Annotated in this window: 13 protein-coding genes; 7 read left to right on the forward strand and 6 right to left on the reverse strand. The window is 62.5% G+C overall.

The genetic code is table 11. From position 1 onward, the window contains the following. Positions 1–147: 147 nt before the first annotated feature. On the reverse strand, positions 148–669 hold the full coding sequence (locus PQQ52_RS29265; RefSeq protein WP_408219291.1) for a Spy/CpxP family protein refolding chaperone: 522 nt from the start codon (positions 667–669) through the stop codon (positions 148–150). A 219-nt stretch (positions 670–888) separates the two neighbouring features. Here PQQ52_RS29265 and PQQ52_RS29270 point away from each other — a divergent pair, with 219 nt between their 5' ends. Continuing rightward, positions 889–1,614 carry a response regulator gene (locus tag PQQ52_RS29270; RefSeq protein WP_054035058.1) on the forward strand — a complete coding sequence of 242 codons (726 nt, stop codon included), beginning with the start codon at positions 889–891 and terminating at the stop codon, positions 1,612–1,614. Next, complete coding sequence (locus PQQ52_RS29275) at positions 1,598–2,914, forward strand: ATP-binding protein (RefSeq protein ID WP_408219294.1); 1,317 nt, start codon at positions 1,598–1,600, stop codon at positions 2,912–2,914. The genes PQQ52_RS29270 and PQQ52_RS29275 overlap by 17 nt, the downstream gene beginning before the upstream one ends. A 107-nt stretch (positions 2,915–3,021) precedes the next feature. Here PQQ52_RS29275 and PQQ52_RS29280 read toward each other — a convergent pair whose 3' ends face one another. Together PQQ52_RS29280 and PQQ52_RS29285 are read right to left on the reverse strand one after the other, a co-directional pair. After that, positions 3,022–3,288, reverse strand: a complete 267-nt coding sequence (locus PQQ52_RS29280) for a hypothetical protein (protein WP_408219297.1) — start codon at positions 3,286–3,288, stop codon at positions 3,022–3,024. A gap of 195 nt (positions 3,289–3,483) precedes the next feature. Continuing rightward, positions 3,484–5,175 carry a sensor domain-containing diguanylate cyclase gene (locus PQQ52_RS29285; protein ID WP_408219300.1) on the reverse strand — a complete coding sequence of 564 codons (1,692 nt, stop codon included), beginning with the start codon at positions 5,173–5,175 and terminating at the stop codon, positions 3,484–3,486. Between the two features lie 723 nt (positions 5,176–5,898). Here PQQ52_RS29285 and PQQ52_RS29290 point away from each other — a divergent pair. Then, positions 5,899–7,650 (forward strand): ABC transporter permease, encoded by a 1,752-nt coding sequence (locus tag PQQ52_RS29290; protein WP_408219303.1) that lies wholly within the window; start codon positions 5,899–5,901, stop codon positions 7,648–7,650. Between the two features lie 18 nt (positions 7,651–7,668). Continuing rightward, the gene (locus PQQ52_RS29295) at positions 7,669–9,015 is read left to right on the forward strand and encodes an ABC transporter ATP-binding protein (protein ID WP_408219306.1); all 1,347 of its coding nucleotides are present in this window, start codon (positions 7,669–7,671) and stop codon (positions 9,013–9,015) included. A 60-nt stretch (positions 9,016–9,075) separates the two neighbouring features. Here PQQ52_RS29295 and PQQ52_RS29300 read toward each other — a convergent pair whose 3' ends face one another. The 3 genes from PQQ52_RS29300 to PQQ52_RS29310 form a co-directional block, all read right to left on the reverse strand. Continuing rightward, complete coding sequence (locus tag PQQ52_RS29300) at positions 9,076–9,696, reverse strand: hypothetical protein (RefSeq protein WP_408219309.1); 621 nt, start codon at positions 9,694–9,696, stop codon at positions 9,076–9,078. Next, complete coding sequence (locus PQQ52_RS29305) at positions 9,693–10,289, reverse strand: hypothetical protein (RefSeq protein WP_408219312.1); 597 nt, start codon at positions 10,287–10,289, stop codon at positions 9,693–9,695. The genes PQQ52_RS29300 and PQQ52_RS29305 overlap by 4 nt, the downstream gene beginning before the upstream one ends. Positions 10,290–10,651: 362 nt before the next feature. Beyond that, positions 10,652–11,713, reverse strand: coding sequence for a sigma-54 interaction domain-containing protein (locus PQQ52_RS29310; protein WP_408219315.1), 1,062 nt, complete (start codon positions 11,711–11,713; stop codon positions 10,652–10,654). 367 nt (positions 11,714–12,080) lie between these two features. Here PQQ52_RS29310 and PQQ52_RS29315 point away from each other — a divergent pair, with 367 nt between their 5' ends. The 3 genes from PQQ52_RS29315 (at position 12,081) to PQQ52_RS29325 (ending at position 14,442) form a co-directional block, all read left to right on the forward strand. Continuing rightward, positions 12,081–12,398 (forward strand): ElaB/YgaM/YqjD family protein, encoded by a 318-nt coding sequence (locus tag PQQ52_RS29315; protein WP_408219335.1) that lies wholly within the window; start codon positions 12,081–12,083, stop codon positions 12,396–12,398. A gap of 48 nt (positions 12,399–12,446) precedes the next feature. Next, on the forward strand, positions 12,447–12,725 hold the full coding sequence (locus PQQ52_RS29320) for a hypothetical protein (protein ID WP_408219317.1): 279 nt from the start codon (positions 12,447–12,449) through the stop codon (positions 12,723–12,725). A gap of 316 nt (positions 12,726–13,041) precedes the next feature. Beyond that, a complete protein-coding gene (locus PQQ52_RS29325; protein WP_408219320.1) occupies positions 13,042–14,442 on the forward strand; it encodes a sigma-54-dependent transcriptional regulator in 1,401 nt (466 codons plus the stop codon). Positions 14,443–15,170: the final 728 nt, after the last annotated feature.

A 15,170-nucleotide genomic window follows, 5' to 3' on the forward strand; every position in this document is an offset into this window, starting at 1 on the left:
GGTGCTATTTAGTAGCGGCTAGCGCAACGAGCACCCCAGCTTGAAGCGCAAGCTGTACGCAAACAAAAACGCCACGGAAGCGCTTCCGTGGCGTTTTTGCATTCGGACGACGGCCGCGCAGGCCGCCTTCCACCGACGTCCTACCGATTACTGATTCGCCGCCGGCGCCGCGCCCTTGCGATGCTCCCAGCGCTCGCGCATCTTCTCGTGACGCGCTTCCATCTTCGCAAAACGCTGCTTCAGCGCGGTGCTGACGGTGGTCTTCTGCTGGTCGTTCAAACCGTTATAGAACTTGAGCCACGCGTCCGTGGTTTGCTGACGCAGCTGCGCATCTTTCTGCTCGACTTGCTGGTGCGCGGAAGCCATGGCGTTCAGATCCAGGATCGGCTGCTGCTGCGCGGCCTTCATCTGGTTCTTGATCTGCTCATGATTGGCACGCATGGCTTCGTGATTCTGCTTCATCGTGTCGAGCGCGGCCTGCCATTGCTTTTCCTGATCCGCGTTCAGCTTCAACTGATCATGCAGTTGCGTCAGTTCCTTCATGAAGTGGCCATGCCAGCCGCCGGGGCCGTCGTGACCGGCGGGCTGTGCGGCATAGGCAGCGCCCGCGCCGATGGCGAGGGCAGTGGCGGCAACGGCGAGAACGCGCGACATTTTTTTGGTGGACATTTAAGACTCCCTGTAATGGAATAGCCGACGATGCAACCGGTAATGTGGACGGCCTGCATTCGGTAAGTCACAGCGTAGAGAACTGCGCCCGGCGCTGTGTTACGTGGGTTAATGTCGCTATTACGGGCCATTACGTACGCCTTTCACCGTAACACCCGGTAACCCTTGCGGGCCGTCTGAAATCGAAAACCCTTCCTGCTGCGCGTTAAACTTCATGCCATGGCTACTCAAATACTTGTTGTTGACGACGACGTCGAATTGCGTGATCTGCTGCGCGACTATCTGGCCCGTCAGGGCATCGAAGTCTCGGTGCTGCACGACGCGGGCACGCTCGAGCGCAGGCTCGAACGCGAGCGTCCGGATCTGATCGTGCTCGACCTGATGATGCCCGGCGTAGACGGGCTGACCGCGCTGCGTAAGCTGCGTGCGTCGGGCGACGACATCCCCGTGATCATGCTCACCGCACGTGCTGATGACGTTGACCGGATTGTCGGGCTCGAACTCGGCGCGGACGACTATCTCGGCAAGCCGTTCAATCCGCGCGAACTATTGGCACGCGTGCAGGCGGTACTGCGTCGGCGCCGCACGCTGCCGTCGGCGGCTGCGCCGGAGCAGCGCGAGCCGTTCAACTTCGGCCGCTTCACGCTGGATTTCCAGTCGCGCACGCTGCATCTCGAAGACAAGCCGCTTACGCTGTCGGGCAGCGAATTTGCGCTGCTGAAGATTTTCGTCAATCACCCCATGCGCACGCTCACCCGTGAGCGCCTGCTCGAACTGCTGCATGGCCCGGAATACGACGGCACCGACCGCGGTATCGATGTACAGGTGTGGCGTTTGCGTCGCATTCTCGAAACCGACCCGTCCACGCCGCGCTTCATTCAAACGGTGCGCGGACGCGGCTACGTGTTCGTGCCGGATGGCGAACAGCATGCGCCGGCCCATTGATTCGCTGTTCGGGCGCCTCGCGCTGCTAGTCATTGCGGTGCTGCTGCTGTCGCATTTCGCGTGGTATGCGCTGATGCGGCTCGAGCGCAGCCAGCTGCAAACGCGCTACGCAGTCGAGGAAGCCACCTTCCTCGTCGACGCGGTGCGCCAGCACGTCGCCCGTACGCCGGACCAGCCCTTGCCGTCACGCGTCAGGCTGGTCGATCCAACGAGCGCTGACGTGCCGCCGGATATCGCCACGCTGCCGCCGCCGCTCGAACGTTTTATCGAGGACGTGCGCGATCGCATGCCCGCCGGCACTCAGGTGCGGGTCGGTCAGCCAGGCCGTCCGCCCACGCTGTGGGTGCGCACCACGACGGATCGCAGCTGGATCGTGGTGCCGGTGCAGCCGTTGCGCCCGCCCCGTTCGCTTGATCGCACGGTGCTGTGGCTCGCGATCATTTTCTCGTTCGCGGTAATGGCGGCGCTCTTTGCCGCGTGGGCGCTGCAGCAGCCGTTGCGCTCGCTCGCCCAGGCGGTGGCGCGCTTCGGCCGCGGCTTGCCGGTGCCTCCGGTGCCCGAGCGCGGTCCGCGCGAATTGCGGCAGTTGACGCACGGCTTCAACCAGATGGTTCAGGAAGTGGCACGTACTGAAAACGACCGGGCCGTGATGCTGGCCGGCGTCGCGCATGACCTGAAAACGCCGCTGGCGCGCTTGCGGCTGCGTGCCGAAATGATGGAAGAAGTGAAGATGCGCGACGGTGTCGTGCGTGACGTCGATTCAATGACGCATATCGTCGAACAGTTCCTGGTGTTCGCACATGACGGCGCCGATCGCAGCGAAGCGGTCGAAGTGGACGCGCAATGCGAGCGCGTGGTCCGCAGTTATCGTGCGGTTGCTGCCGGTGCGCCCACTGTGCGGACCGAACTCAACGCGGGTCCTGGTTTCCTGCTGCCCGCGGCGACGCTCGACCGGATCCTGTCGAACCTGCTGGACAACGCACATGCTTACGGTGCGCCGCCGATCGTCGTCGCCACGGCGCGCACGGCACAGGGTTTCACGCTTTCGGTGAGCGATAACGGCAGCGGTATCGCCGCGCAGGACCTGATCAATGCCAGCCGGCCGTTCGTCCGGCTCGACCCGGCACGCGGCGGCAACGGCCATAGCGGGCTGGGGCTCGCGATCGTCGAGCGTCTGGTGAGGCGTGCGGGCGGGGAGTGGGAGATTGGCAACCACGGCGGCCGTGGCTTGCGGGTCATGATGAGCTTTCCGTTCGAAGTGGTCCCGCGGGTCCAGGCGATCTCGGAAAGCGTCTGGTAGGTTGAGCTGAGCGGGGCAAGGGCGGCAGGCGCCCGCCCCGCTATGTCTGTGCCGCAATGCGATGTCCGGACGCAATGTTCGGAATACGGCGTCCCGGGCCCGATGCGCTAGTCTGAAAACAGCGTGTTCAACGCATTCGCCGCGTCACCATCCACCGTATTCCACGTCACCGTTTCGGCTTCGAAGATGTAGTGCGTGGTGTACTTGCCAAGACGCGCGAGTATTTCTTCCTGAATCAGTTCCGGCGCGACTTCCAGTTTCAGATACCACGCAGTCGACGACAGGCGAGTCTGGAACGCGCCGTATTCGGCCAGCAGATGATCGAATGCGTCAGCATCGTGATCGCGACAGACGATGACCAAATTTCCCTTCATGCGAATCTCCCGTTAAAGCGGTAGCGGCAACCTCAATGTCAGGGTCGATGATACCTGCTTCGTTACGGGACGCCCGAGGCCGGGACTTGCTTTGCGTCAGTGAGCTGACTCACCGGGGCACGGATTGCACTGAATGGACATGGATTGCCGGCGGTGACCGGCGCGCTGCCAGGTATCAGCCGGACTCACCAGACGTCACCACGCGGTGGCCACCGTTCGCGCGGGCGGCGCGGTGTCGTCGGGCGGAAGCGCTTCGGTGCGGTCGCGGCCGCCTGTCTTCGCTGCGTAAAGCGCGGTGTCGGCGCGGCTCATGATGCGTTCGGGCAGATCGTCGGACGAGAGTTCGGTGATGCCGATGCTCACGCTCAAGCCCACCGAGGCGGGCAACTGCGGCGAAGGAACCGCCTTCAGACGCAGACGCAAGCGCTCGACGACTTCGCGGCCGCCGGCCAGGTCCGTGGCCGGCAGCAGCAAGCCGAATTCTTCGCCGCCCAGCCGGCCAACCGCATCGGAGCCACGCAACTCGGCGCGGCAGGTGTCGACGAAATGTTCGAGCGCGCGGTCGCCGGCGGCATGGCCGAAGCGGTCGTTGATCTGCTTGAAGTGGTCGAGGTCGGCGATTGCCATGCACAGCGGTTCGTTGGCCGCATGCGCATGTTCGATCTCGCGGCGTAGCAGATCGAGGAAGTAGCGCCGCGACAGCGCGCCGGTCAGCGCATCGTGGCGCGCCTCGGCCGAGAGCAGGGTGTTGGCCGATTGCAATTGCTCGGCGAGATCGCGCGTGGCGCGATGGTGGCGCCGCTCGCGCACGTACGACACGGTGATGACCCACGCGAGCGCGACGGTGCCGGCCAGCGTCAGAAACACCAGCAGATGATCGCGCTTGTGATTGCGCAACAGTTCAGGCCAGGCCGCGAGCGGATCGACCAGATGCGCCGACAGCCCCGAATTCAAGCCGCTGCGTGCCTGATACAGCGCCGGCGCTGGTTGCTCGCTCATGCCGAACAGCTGTCCGGCGACGCTTGTGGGCACCCAGGGCGCCTGTTCGCGCACTTGCGGGTCGACCTGAATCCGTATGTCGGGGAGGATTTCGCGGCGATAGATGGTCATGCGCTCGGCTGCGCTCATCTGCGCGACGCGCGAGTTCGGCAGCGCGTGACCTTCGAGTTCGCTGTTGTGCGCCATGATAATGACGCCGTTTTCATCGGCGACGAAGGTACCTGCATGCGCGACCCAGTGGCGCAGTCGCGCGATCCCCACCTTGGCCACCACCACGCCGACCAGCAGGCCTTCGCCGTACACCGGCGCCGCGATGAAAATGCCAGGCTCGCCGCTATTGCGGCCGACGCCATAGGCTTCCGAAAACGCGCCGAGCAGGGCATTCGTCAGGTAGCCGCGCGTGCGCATGTCGACGCCGACGAAGGAGTGTTCCGCACCGAGCGGGTGATTGATGGAGTTGCTCGATGCGACGCAGATGCCGTTGGCGTTGACGAGCCAGACCTGGTCGAGCCCGGAGAAGCCTTGCGCGTCATGCAGGAAATCACTCACCGCGGTCATCTGCGGGTCTTTTAACAACGCGGTGCGTAGGGCGGGTTCCGTCGCTCCGTTGTTCGCGGCATAATTCTGGGATTGCACCAGCGCGTGCTGGATCACGTCCATTTCGGCCATGGTTGCGGGGATGGCCCGAGACATCGCGAGGTCACTGGCAATCACCTCCGCCATGTTGTCGACGATTGACGTGGACATTTGCCGCTGCGTGCGCAAGGCCGCGCCCAGCTCTTGCTGTACCATCCGGTCCGCGACCATGCCAGCCACGAACCAGCAAACGAGCACGATCAGCGCGAAGCTGATCGGTCCGGTTGCCTGGCGCAAGGTTGTCCTGTTCATCGACCCTCTGATCCGTCTGGCTGTGACATGCAACTAGCTCATTCGTGGCAGCGCGCTGGCGCTGTTTCGCCCCTGCGGAAGCGGCCGGCGATACGCCCTCGGTGTGGGCCGCGCGCTGGTCCGGCATAACCGCAAAGAGGTGCGTCGTCTCTTGATTTTAACCGTCATGGGGCTTGACGCCACCGTTATTGCGGGAATGCGAAGTGCGCCCACCGCGTCCATCCGATTCTTAACGGCAACGTGTCAGCTTTCTGAATGGCAGCGCGGGTTTTCCGGGTGTTTGAAACTAGCCCAGGCTGTCATCGCGATGGCGGGAAAAGTGGCTGGCGCACGGGAGTCGATGGCTCGCTTTACCGCCTTGGGCCGCGGCTGGCGAAGGCCGTTGCCGGGGCGTTCAGCGCTATTTGCCGCTATTTGCCGTGAAAGGTTGTGCCTGAAACATAGGATGGTGTAGTGTCGTGCCGTCCAAAACAAGGAAAGCCCGCCAGCCTTCGGGCGGCGCCTGCGGCGACAGGAGCCCGGCTTGACAGTTGCGGTCCCGGACGGCTCGCCCGCGGACACATCCGTCACCGGGTCACGTGTCTCCAACGCTAACGATTTACCGCGCACATGCGTTTTTGCCATGCCTGATTTCCGCTTTCCGGACCGATCTTCAGACTGCCGCGCCGAAGCCGCGGCCCCCCTCGTGCGTTTGAATGCCTGTATGAATAGGGAGAGCGTCTGATGGATTTCAGCTTCAACCTGAAGCGCACCGCCAATGCGTCGGCATGGCGGGTGTTGCCCAACCGTTGGGACTTCGTCGCCTTTCCGCTGATCATCTGCATCATCGCGATGGCCGCGATCGGTTTCCACGAAACCCTGGCGCCGATGTCGACGCTCAAGACTCAGGCGATTTCGCTCGACCCGTCGAATCTGCCCGAGTACGCCATGCGCACCACGCTGCGCATGCTGGCGGCAATGGTCGCCTCGCTGATCTTTACGCTGGTGTACGGCACGCTGGCTGCCAAGAGCCGCCGCGCCGGCCTCGTGCTGGTGCCGATTCTCGACATCCTGCAGTCGGTGCCGGTGCTCGGCTACATTTCGTTTACGGTCACGTTCTTCCTCGCGCTCTTTCCAGGACGTGTGCTCGGTGCCGAGCTCGCGGCGATCTTCGCGATCTTCACGAGCCAGGCGTGGAACATGACATTCAGCTTCTACCAGTCGCTGCGCACGGTGCCGCGCGATCTGGACGAAGTCTCGCGCGGCTTTCATCTGACTTCATGGCAACGCTTCTGGAAACTCGAAGTGCCGTTCTCGATGCCGGGCCTCATCTGGAACATGATGATGTCGATGTCGGGCGGCTGGTTCTTCGTGGTCGCTTCCGAAGCCATCACGGTCGGCAACAATACGATCACGCTGCCGGGTATCGGCGCCTACCTTGCGCAGGCGATCTCCGATAAGAACCTGCATGCGGTCGGGTGGGTGATCCTCGCCATGACGGTCGTGATTCTCGCCTACGACCAGTTTCTGTTCCGCCCGCTGGTCGCATGGGCCGACAAATTCCGCATGGAAACCACCAGCTCGGGCAATGCGCCGGAATCGTGGCTGCTCGACCTGATCCGCCGCACCCGGCTGATTCACCGCTTGCTGGTGCCGCTCGGCTGGATGTTTGCGAAGGCCGCGCGTATGCCGTTCCGGTTGCCGGTATTCCATGGCCCGCGCTTCCATATTCCGCAGCGCGAGAAGTCCTCGCGCCTGGGAGATATTGCCTGGGCGATTCTGGTGCTGGTGACCACGGTCTATGTGGTGTTCCGCGTGATCACCTACGTGCGAACTGGCGTGTCGCTCGACGAAGTCTGGCACGTGTTCGTCCTGGGGCTCATCACGCTGCTGCGGGTGGTGCTGCTGATCGCAATCGCCTCGGTGATCTGGGTGCCGATCGGTGTGCTGATCGGCCTGCGGCCGGCGCTGGCGGAGAAGATGCAGCCAATTGCGCAGTTCCTCGCCGCGTTCCCTGCGAACCTGCTGTTCCCGGTGTTCGTGATCGCCATCGTGCGCTTTCATCTGAACCCGGATATCTGGCTGTCGCCGCTGATCGTGCTCGGCACCCAGTGGTATATCCTGTTCAACGTGATTGCCGGCGCGAGTTCGTATCCGAACGACTACCGCGAGGCGGCCAAGAACTTCCACATTCGCGGCTGGCAATGGTGGCGCCAGATCATGCTGCCGGGCATTTTCCCGTACTACGTGACGGGCGCGATCACCGCCTCGGGCGGTGCGTGGAACGCGAGTATCGTCGCGGAATTCGTCCAGTGGGGCGACACCAAAGTCGCCGCGCATGGCCTCGGCGCCTATATCGCGCAGACCACCGCGGCGGGCGACTATCCGAAGATCATTCTGGGCATCGCGGTGATGTCCCTGTTCGTGACTCTGTTCAACCGCCTGCTGTGGCGTCCGATGTACGCCTATGCCGAAGCCAAGCTCCGGCTAGATTGAGAATAAAGGCTAAACGCGATGCAAAATCCTAAAGCTGCTATGACCGCCGCGCCGATCCAGACCCCGCCGAAGCCGCCGCGCCTCGGCGAAGAGATCCTGTGCGTCAAGGACGTGTGCCGCGGGTTCAACAAGTCGCAGGGCGAACTGCTCGTCCTCGACGACGCGAATCTTTCTTTGCGCGAAGGCGAGATTGTCGGTTTGCTGGGTCGCTCGGGCTCGGGCAAGTCGACGCTGCTGCGCATCATCGCCGGTCTGATTGAGCCGACCGACGGCGAAGTCACGTATATGGGCAAGCCGCTCGACGGCCCGGCCAGGGGCGTGGCGATGGTGTTCCAGACCTTCGCGCTGTTCCCGTGGTTGACCGTGCTGCAAAACGTGGAAGCGGGTCTCGAAGCGCAGGGTGTGGGCGCGAGCGAGCGGCGCACTCGCGCACTCGCGGCAATCGACCTGATCGGTCTCGACGGTTTCGAAAACGCTTATCCGCGCGAGTTGTCGGGTGGCATGCGTCAGCGCGTCGGCTTTGCTCGTGCGCTGGTGGTCGACCCCACGCTGCTGCTGATGGACGAACCGTTCTCCGCGCTCGACGTGCTGACCGCCGAAACGCTGCGTACCGACTTGCTCGACCTGTGGACACAAGGCCGCATGCCGATCAAGGCGGTGCTGATCGTTACGCACAACATCGAGGAAGCGGTGTTCATGTGCGACCGGATTCTGGTGTTGTCGTCCAATCCGGGGCGTGTGATCGCCGAGATCAAGGTGCCGTTCAAGCATCCGCGTAACCGTCTGGACCCGGCGTTCCGTCGTCTGGTTGACGAGATCTACGCGAAGATGACCGCGCGTCAGACCGACGAAAAGACCAAGAAGGGCCTCGAGCTGCATAGCTGGCTGCCGCATGTGTCGACCAACCTGATGGCCGGTCTGATCGAAACGCTGGCCGCCGCCCCGTACCATGGCCGCGCGGACATGCCGGAAATCGCCCGTTCGCTGCATCTGGAGGTGGACGATCTGTTTCCGGTCGCCGAAGTGTTGCAGCACCTGGGCTTCGCCGACGTGCGCGAAGGCGATATTTTCCTGACGCCGCCAGCCCGTGTGTTCTCTGAATTCGGTACCCAGGAGCGCAAGATGATGTTCGCCGAGCATCTGCTGCGCCATGTGCCGCTCGCCGCGCGGATCAAGAAGGTGTTGAACGAACGGCCAGGGCATCGCGCGCCGCGCGTGCGCTTCGAACAGGAGCTCGAGGATTTTCTGTCGGACAGCGCCGCGGAAGAGACGCTCGACGCAGTGATCAACTGGGGCCGCTATGGCGAGATCTTCTCGTACAACGACCAGACGGAAATTTTCAGTCTGGAAGACGTGGAGTCTTAAACCCGCGTTGGCCAAGACGGCTTCAGGCAAAAAGCGGCAGGGGAGAACCTGCCGCTTTTTTTATTGCAGATTGCCCCAGCGCTCGACCGCTGGCTCCGCCGACGCCCACTTCCAGCCCTTGTCCTGCTGGCAGGCGCTCGCCGTGTACCAGGCTTCATGCGCGTTCGGGCCGTCGCCGTCCTGTACCGAGAACACGAAATCCTTGCACAGCGCGAGCGCGGAGCTGAACGCGCGCGTCACGCGCACCTGGCCGTGGCCGTTCTCGATCGGTAGCGTGTGCTTGACTGCCCAAGGCCGCGTCTCGCCGACCGGCATTGCACCCGCCAACGCCGCGATCATGTTCTGCTGATCGGTATGCATGTTGCGCATATAGCGGCCGACGGCTTCGTCGGTCGCGGCCTGGACGGCGATACCGACACCGATGCCGACTGCCGGGTTGGACGTCACAAGGCCTGACGCGACACCGGCTGCGGCGCCGCTCGCCGCGCCGACCGACGAGCAGCCGCTCGTCAGCAGGCTGGCGCCGACGCAGATCGCACCAGCCAGCACGAGCCGCAGCCGGTTGCCTGAAAGCGCTGCAGCAGAGGTGCGCGGGACCAGGGCGGCACGCGCATCATCGGCGAGGCATCGCCCGGACAGCGCGTGTTCATTCCGGGTGCGTGGAGGTGACAGCGCCCTCATTGCAACGCGCCCCAGCGTTCGGTTGCAGGTTCGGCCGAGGCCCATTTCCAGTTGTCGCCGTCACGGCAGATCGACGCGACGTAGAACGCGCTGCTCGCCGGCACATTCTTGGTGGCGGTCTGATCGACCGAGAAGACGATTTCCTTGCAGTCGAGCGCGCCGGCGCTAATCGTGCGGCTAACGGTTACGCGGCCGTGTTCGTCGTCTTCGATCGGCACCGAGTGCGTCACGCTCCACGGTGCGATCGCGCCGACTTCGAGCGGCCCGGCAATTTTGGCGATGCCGTCCTGTGTATTCGTGTGCACCACGCGCTCCGAGTACTGCACGCCGGCGCGCGCCGCGGCCAGCGCGCCGAGACCGATGCCGGTAGCGACTGCCGCATTGCTGGTGACCTTGGCCGCGAGCGCGGCGCCTGCGATACCGGCGCCGGCGGTGGCGCCTTCCGAATAGAGCGAACTACATCCGCTCAACGCCGACGTGATCGCCACGGCCAACGCGGCGAGCGCCGTTGCATTCGGACGTCCGCGTTTGACTGCTTTAGCCGCGTTGGCTGTTTGCTTTGCCCATTTGGCCCACACCATACTTTTTTGCATTTCCCTGTCTCTGCTCCTGCGACTGCCTTTCGTTCACGCGAAGCAGATGTGTAAACGAGCGGCACGTCTTTCTCATTGCTGCACTATGCGCTGCCGCATTTTGCAGGATGCCATTTGTAATTGGCAGTGGGAAAGTGCAAGCAATTGCAAAAGATGGTGCGAGTCAAATCAGTTTCTGCTTGGCCGGCGCCGATTTGATTGGGGGTGCGAAGGGATTAATTATGAGATGACTGGTGTGCAGAAACGGACGTTTCAGCAGCGAGGGGATGCAAAGCAGGCGGCCAAGAGCGATGTAAAAAGTAGAGGGTGAGCGTCAAAAACACAGGCTCACGCGGGCGAGCCGCATGAGTGCCTGGCACGGCTTATTGCTCGTTTTCTTCTTCAGCGCCTTCGTCACCGCCGTACACACTCAAGCGGTTGTACAGCGTTTTCAGACTCACGCCGAGCGCTTTGGCGGCGCGCCGCTTGTCACCGCCGCAGTATTTGAGCGTGCCGAGAATGATCTGCTTTTGCGCATCGGCGAGCGGAGTGCCGATCCACACGCTCATCGCGTCGCCTTGGGTCACAGGCTTTTTCACGCGCGACGCGAGATGCGGGTGCGGCAGCTCGACCGTCTTCTCCGCGAGAATGAACGCGCGATACACCGCGTTCTTCAGCTCGCGCACGTTGCCCGGCCACGACCAGGTTCGCAGTGTTTCGATCGACCGTTTGCTGAAGCTCTTGCTTGCGCTTTCCTGCTGGTTCAGCAAGGCGAGGAAGTGTTGCGCGAGCAGTTCGCGATCGCTCTCACGCTCGCGCAACGGCGGCGCGCGCAATGGAAAAACGGCAAGCCGGTACATCAGGTCTTCGCGCAGGCCATTTTCCTTCACGGCTACCGCGGGGTCGCGATTGGTCGCTGCGATCACGCGCACGTCGCCGCGAATCAGTTCGTTGCCGCCGACCCGGAAAAACGTGCCGGTCTCGAGCGCGCGCAAGAGCTTGACCTGGCGCACGGGCGCCATTTCCGTGATTTCGTCGAGAAACAGCGTGCCGCCGTTCGCATGTTCGAAGTAGCCAATGCGGCCCTGGACCGCGCCGGTGAAGCTGCCTTTTTCGTGGCCGAACAATTCGGCTTCAATGAGTTCGTCGGGAATCGCGCCGCAGTTCACGGCAACAAACGGCGCGTCCTTGCGGCTGCTTTGATCGTGAATCGTGCGGGCAATCAGTTCCTTGCCGGTGCCGGATTCGCCGATGATCAGCGCGGTCGCGTCAGTGCTGGCGACGCGTTCGATCTGTTCGTACAGATCGAGCATCACCGGCGATGAGCCATACAGCAGCCCGTACGATTTCAGTCCCGCGATGCCGTCCGCGACGCGCTGCTTCGCTTGTGCCGGAGCATTGCCGCCGGTGGTGACGGTGGGCGAGTCCAGATCGATTGACGCCATAAACGGGGAATCCTGTGCAAATGGGGTTCGGTGTTGCGGCGCGCAGGCCTTGGAGCAAGACGGACCCATGCGGCCACTATCTCACAGAAATTCGATTTAACCACTTTGGCGCGACTTCCGGCAATCCATGTGACGGTCGGCGAAATAGCCCAGCGGTCGAAAATGCCTTAATCCGTGCCGGCATCGAATGAGGGCGGCAAATTTACCGGGCACGACGTTTGCGTTGTTCCTCCGACACGCGAATGCTTTTTGAGCGACTCGGTTCAAAGCGCGCCGGCAACGGATGCGGGTTGTCGATTGATCTCGACGCGCCGGGAATAAGGCTCAAACAATGCGCAAATACCGAATTCAGACATAGGAGTGAATGATGACTGACACCACGCAACAGCTTGCACTCGGCGGTCAGAAGATTGTCGAGGATCTGAGGGTACTGCTGACGGACTCGGAAGAGATGCTGCGACTTGCCGCCAATGTGCCGGGCGAGGGCGTCGACGCGCTGCGCGACCGGCTGGGCGCGCATGTCGAAACGCTGCAATCGGCGCTCGGCGATGCGCAGCAGAACGCGCAGCGACGCTATCGGGTCGCGACGGTCAATACCGAACGCTACGTGCGGCACAACCCGTGGCGCTCGATCGGTATTGCCGCGGGCGCCGGCTTTCTGCTTGGCGTTTTGAGCGCGCGCTAACGCGCCGTGCTCGACACCAATCCGTCTGACGATAACAAGGAGTTCGTGATGGGACGACCCAAAATTGGTATTTTTGGCGCGCTGATGGCGCTGGGCGGCTTTCTGGCTTTGCGCTATGTGCAGCGAAACCGTGCCGCGCAGATTCCGGTGGCACGTGAGCTGAGCCGCTGGGAAGACGAGGGCGGCACGGTGGCAACGCCGCCTACGCCGGCCGGCAGCGTGACCGCCGCGAGTGCCGTCGCGTCTACGCCAGATACCGCGCACGGCGCAAATGGCTCGGCGCATCCCAATGGAAAAGAAGGCGCGTGGCCGTTTCCGCGCAGTTGAGTACCGCGCTTGAGGACGCCTGCGCGCGCCGCCTTCGTCTGCGTGCCGCTTCGGGATGCGGCGTCTGGCCACATTACAGATTTGTCTCGATAAAGCCGTATAATAGGTAAATAGACAACAATGTCGCGCCTTGTGGCGGGGTTTCCCCGCAGATTGTTGCGATATTGAATCAAGTCGAAGGTTCGGCGCTGCTATGAAAGGTTAGCGTGTGCTCACATCTGAACGCATACGCGGCGCAGCGGCAAGCCGTCGGCTGGCTGTCCAGCATACGGTGTTAAATGTTCCCTCATTCACGCTTTCGGGCTCTCGAGACGCGATGCCACACGTACTGATTGTCGATGACGATGCCGGTACCCGCGAGGCGCTTGCCGCCATCATCGGGGAAGACGGTTTGACTACCGCCACTGCGGGCGATTTGCGCGAAGCGCGCATTCAACTGGTCCGGCAGATGCCGGACGTGGTCTTTACCGACCTGAAGCTGCCTGACGGCAGTGGGGTCGATCTGTTTGAAGATCTCGATCCGCGCTCCGGCGTGGAGGTGATCGTGATTACCGGCCACGCCACGGTGGAGTCGGCGGTCAATGCGCTGAAAATGGGCGCTACCGACTATCTGGTGAAGCCGATCAACATGCAGCGCGTGAAGGCGATCCTGTCGCGCCTGCCGCGCGCTGGCGACCTGAAGGCGGAAATCGGCACCTTGCGCGGCGAGTTGCGCCGCATGGGCCGTTTTGGCTTGATGCTTGGCAATTCACCCGCCATGCAGGAGGTCTACGACCAGATCGGCCGTGTTGCGCCGACGGCGGCCTCGGTCATGCTGGTGGGCGAGTCCGGTACCGGCAAGGAAGTCGCCGCCCAGACGCTGCACCAGCTCAGCTTGCGCCGCAAGCATGCGTTTCTCGCGGTGAACTGCGGCGCGATCTCGCCGAATCTGATCGAATCGGAAATGTTTGGCCACGAGCGCGGCTCGTTCACCGGCGCGGACCGTCAACACAAAGGCTATTTCGAACGCGCGAACGGCGGCACGCTGTTCCTCGACGAAATCACTGAAATGCCGATCGAGTTGCAGGTGAAACTGCTGCGCGTGCTGGAAACCGGCATGTTCATGCGGGTCGGCACGACTAAGGAAATTGAAACGGACGTGCGCCTGATCGCGGCTACTAACCGCGATCCTGAGCAGGCGGTGCTGGAAGGCAAGTTGCGGCTCGACTTGTACCACCGTCTGAATGTGTTTCCGATCAGTCTGCCGCCGTTGCGCGACCGGGGTAAGGACGTCGATCTGCTCGCGCAAGCGTTCCTCGACGATCTCAATGAGCGTCACAGTACGAAGAAGCATTTCCCGCCCGCTGTGAAGGAAATGCTGATGTCGTATCCGTGGCCGGGCAATGTGCGTGAACTGAAGAATTACGTGCAGCGCGCGCACATCATGTCGGGTACGGATTCGGACAGCACGGCGACGGTGCCGTTGCAGATCACGTTGTCGAAGCCGGCCGCCGGCACGGCGATTACGATTCCGTTTGGCACTTCGCTTGCCGAAGCGGACCGTCAGTTGATTCTGGCTACGCTCGAGCAATGTGGTGGCGTGAAGACGCGCGCTGCTGAGATCCTTGGGATTAGTTTGAAGACGCTTTATAACCGTCTCGTTGAGTATGGCAATGATGCGCGTGATGATGGCGATGCTGCTGATGAGTCGCGGGCTTTGGGGGGGGCGGATGCCTGAAGGTGGGTTTTTTTGCCTTTGGCGATGGGGTTGATTGCCTGCGGCGTTGGCCTTTCCTTGTTTTCTTAGTGGTTTATTAGCGTTCGCCCCTGTGCGGGGCAGGCACTTACTTTCTTTGCCACCGCAAAGAAAGTAAGCAAAGAAAGCGGCTCACACCGCTAATTCTTAAGCGGGTCCCGCGCGCAGCCACGGTAGTGGTGCATCTGGAATCTGTGTTCTCGCACCTTCAGCCTCGGTGACAAGGCCGTCATACATCCGGCGGCGCTGCGCGCGCCGTCGCGGTGCTTCATTCACCACCCACCGCCTTTTTTCGCCCAGTAGTACCTCACAAAGCCGCCTGCCGTACTCGATGCGCGCGGTGCCTCACAAAGCCGCCTTGCCGTACTCGATGCGCGCGGTACTTCACAAAGCCGTCTGCCGTGCTTGCTGCTCGTGGCAATTCGCTAAGCTTTCTGTCGTACTTGATGGTCTCGGCACGTCAAAGGGCAGGTTACCGTTTTCGGCGCCAGTCGCACGTCATACGGGCTATGTTTTGTGTCGGCGACGATTCCGAAACACGGAGTCCGTTGGCATTTCGCCGAGGCGAAGCCGATGGCCCCAACGCGCCCAAACGAAGCCCATGTTTCCTGATGGACTCTTCTGGCGAGCGCGTAGTGCGAGGCGGGAAGCATGACTGCCTGGTCACTCACGCGGAGTGGGCGAGAACACAGATTCCAGATGCACCACTG

It is taken from the genome of Paraburkholderia sediminicola (assembly GCF_046030555.1).
In the GTDB taxonomy this organism is placed as follows: domain Bacteria; phylum Pseudomonadota; class Gammaproteobacteria; order Burkholderiales; family Burkholderiaceae; genus Paraburkholderia; species Paraburkholderia sediminicola_E.

Excerpts from the sequence above, each read along its gene's own strand:
- PQQ52_RS29265 (WP_408219291.1), bottom strand. The coding sequence starts at position 669 with ATGTCCACCAAAAAAATGTCGCGCGTTCTCGCCGTTGCCGCCACTGCC.
- PQQ52_RS29270 (WP_054035058.1), top strand. The coding sequence starts at position 889 with ATGGCTACTCAAATACTTGTTGTTGACGACGACGTCGAATTGCGTGAT.
- PQQ52_RS29275 (WP_408219294.1), top strand. The coding sequence starts at position 1,598 with ATGCGCCGGCCCATTGATTCGCTGTTCGGGCGCCTCGCGCTGCTAGTC.
- PQQ52_RS29280 (WP_408219297.1), bottom strand. The coding sequence starts at position 3,288 with ATGAAGGGAAATTTGGTCATCGTCTGTCGCGATCACGATGCTGACGCA.
- PQQ52_RS29285 (WP_408219300.1), bottom strand. The coding sequence starts at position 5,175 with ATGAACAGGACAACCTTGCGCCAGGCAACCGGACCGATCAGCTTCGCG.
- PQQ52_RS29290 (WP_408219303.1), top strand. The coding sequence starts at position 5,899 with ATGGATTTCAGCTTCAACCTGAAGCGCACCGCCAATGCGTCGGCATGG.
- PQQ52_RS29295 (WP_408219306.1), top strand. The coding sequence starts at position 7,669 with ATGCAAAATCCTAAAGCTGCTATGACCGCCGCGCCGATCCAGACCCCG.
- PQQ52_RS29300 (WP_408219309.1), bottom strand. The coding sequence starts at position 9,696 with ATGAGGGCGCTGTCACCTCCACGCACCCGGAATGAACACGCGCTGTCC.
- PQQ52_RS29305 (WP_408219312.1), bottom strand. The coding sequence starts at position 10,289 with ATGCAAAAAAGTATGGTGTGGGCCAAATGGGCAAAGCAAACAGCCAAC.
- PQQ52_RS29310 (WP_408219315.1), bottom strand. The coding sequence starts at position 11,713 with ATGGCGTCAATCGATCTGGACTCGCCCACCGTCACCACCGGCGGCAAT.
- PQQ52_RS29315 (WP_408219335.1), top strand. The coding sequence starts at position 12,081 with ATGACTGACACCACGCAACAGCTTGCACTCGGCGGTCAGAAGATTGTC.
- PQQ52_RS29320 (WP_408219317.1), top strand. The coding sequence starts at position 12,447 with ATGGGACGACCCAAAATTGGTATTTTTGGCGCGCTGATGGCGCTGGGC.
- PQQ52_RS29325 (WP_408219320.1), top strand. The coding sequence starts at position 13,042 with ATGCCACACGTACTGATTGTCGATGACGATGCCGGTACCCGCGAGGCG.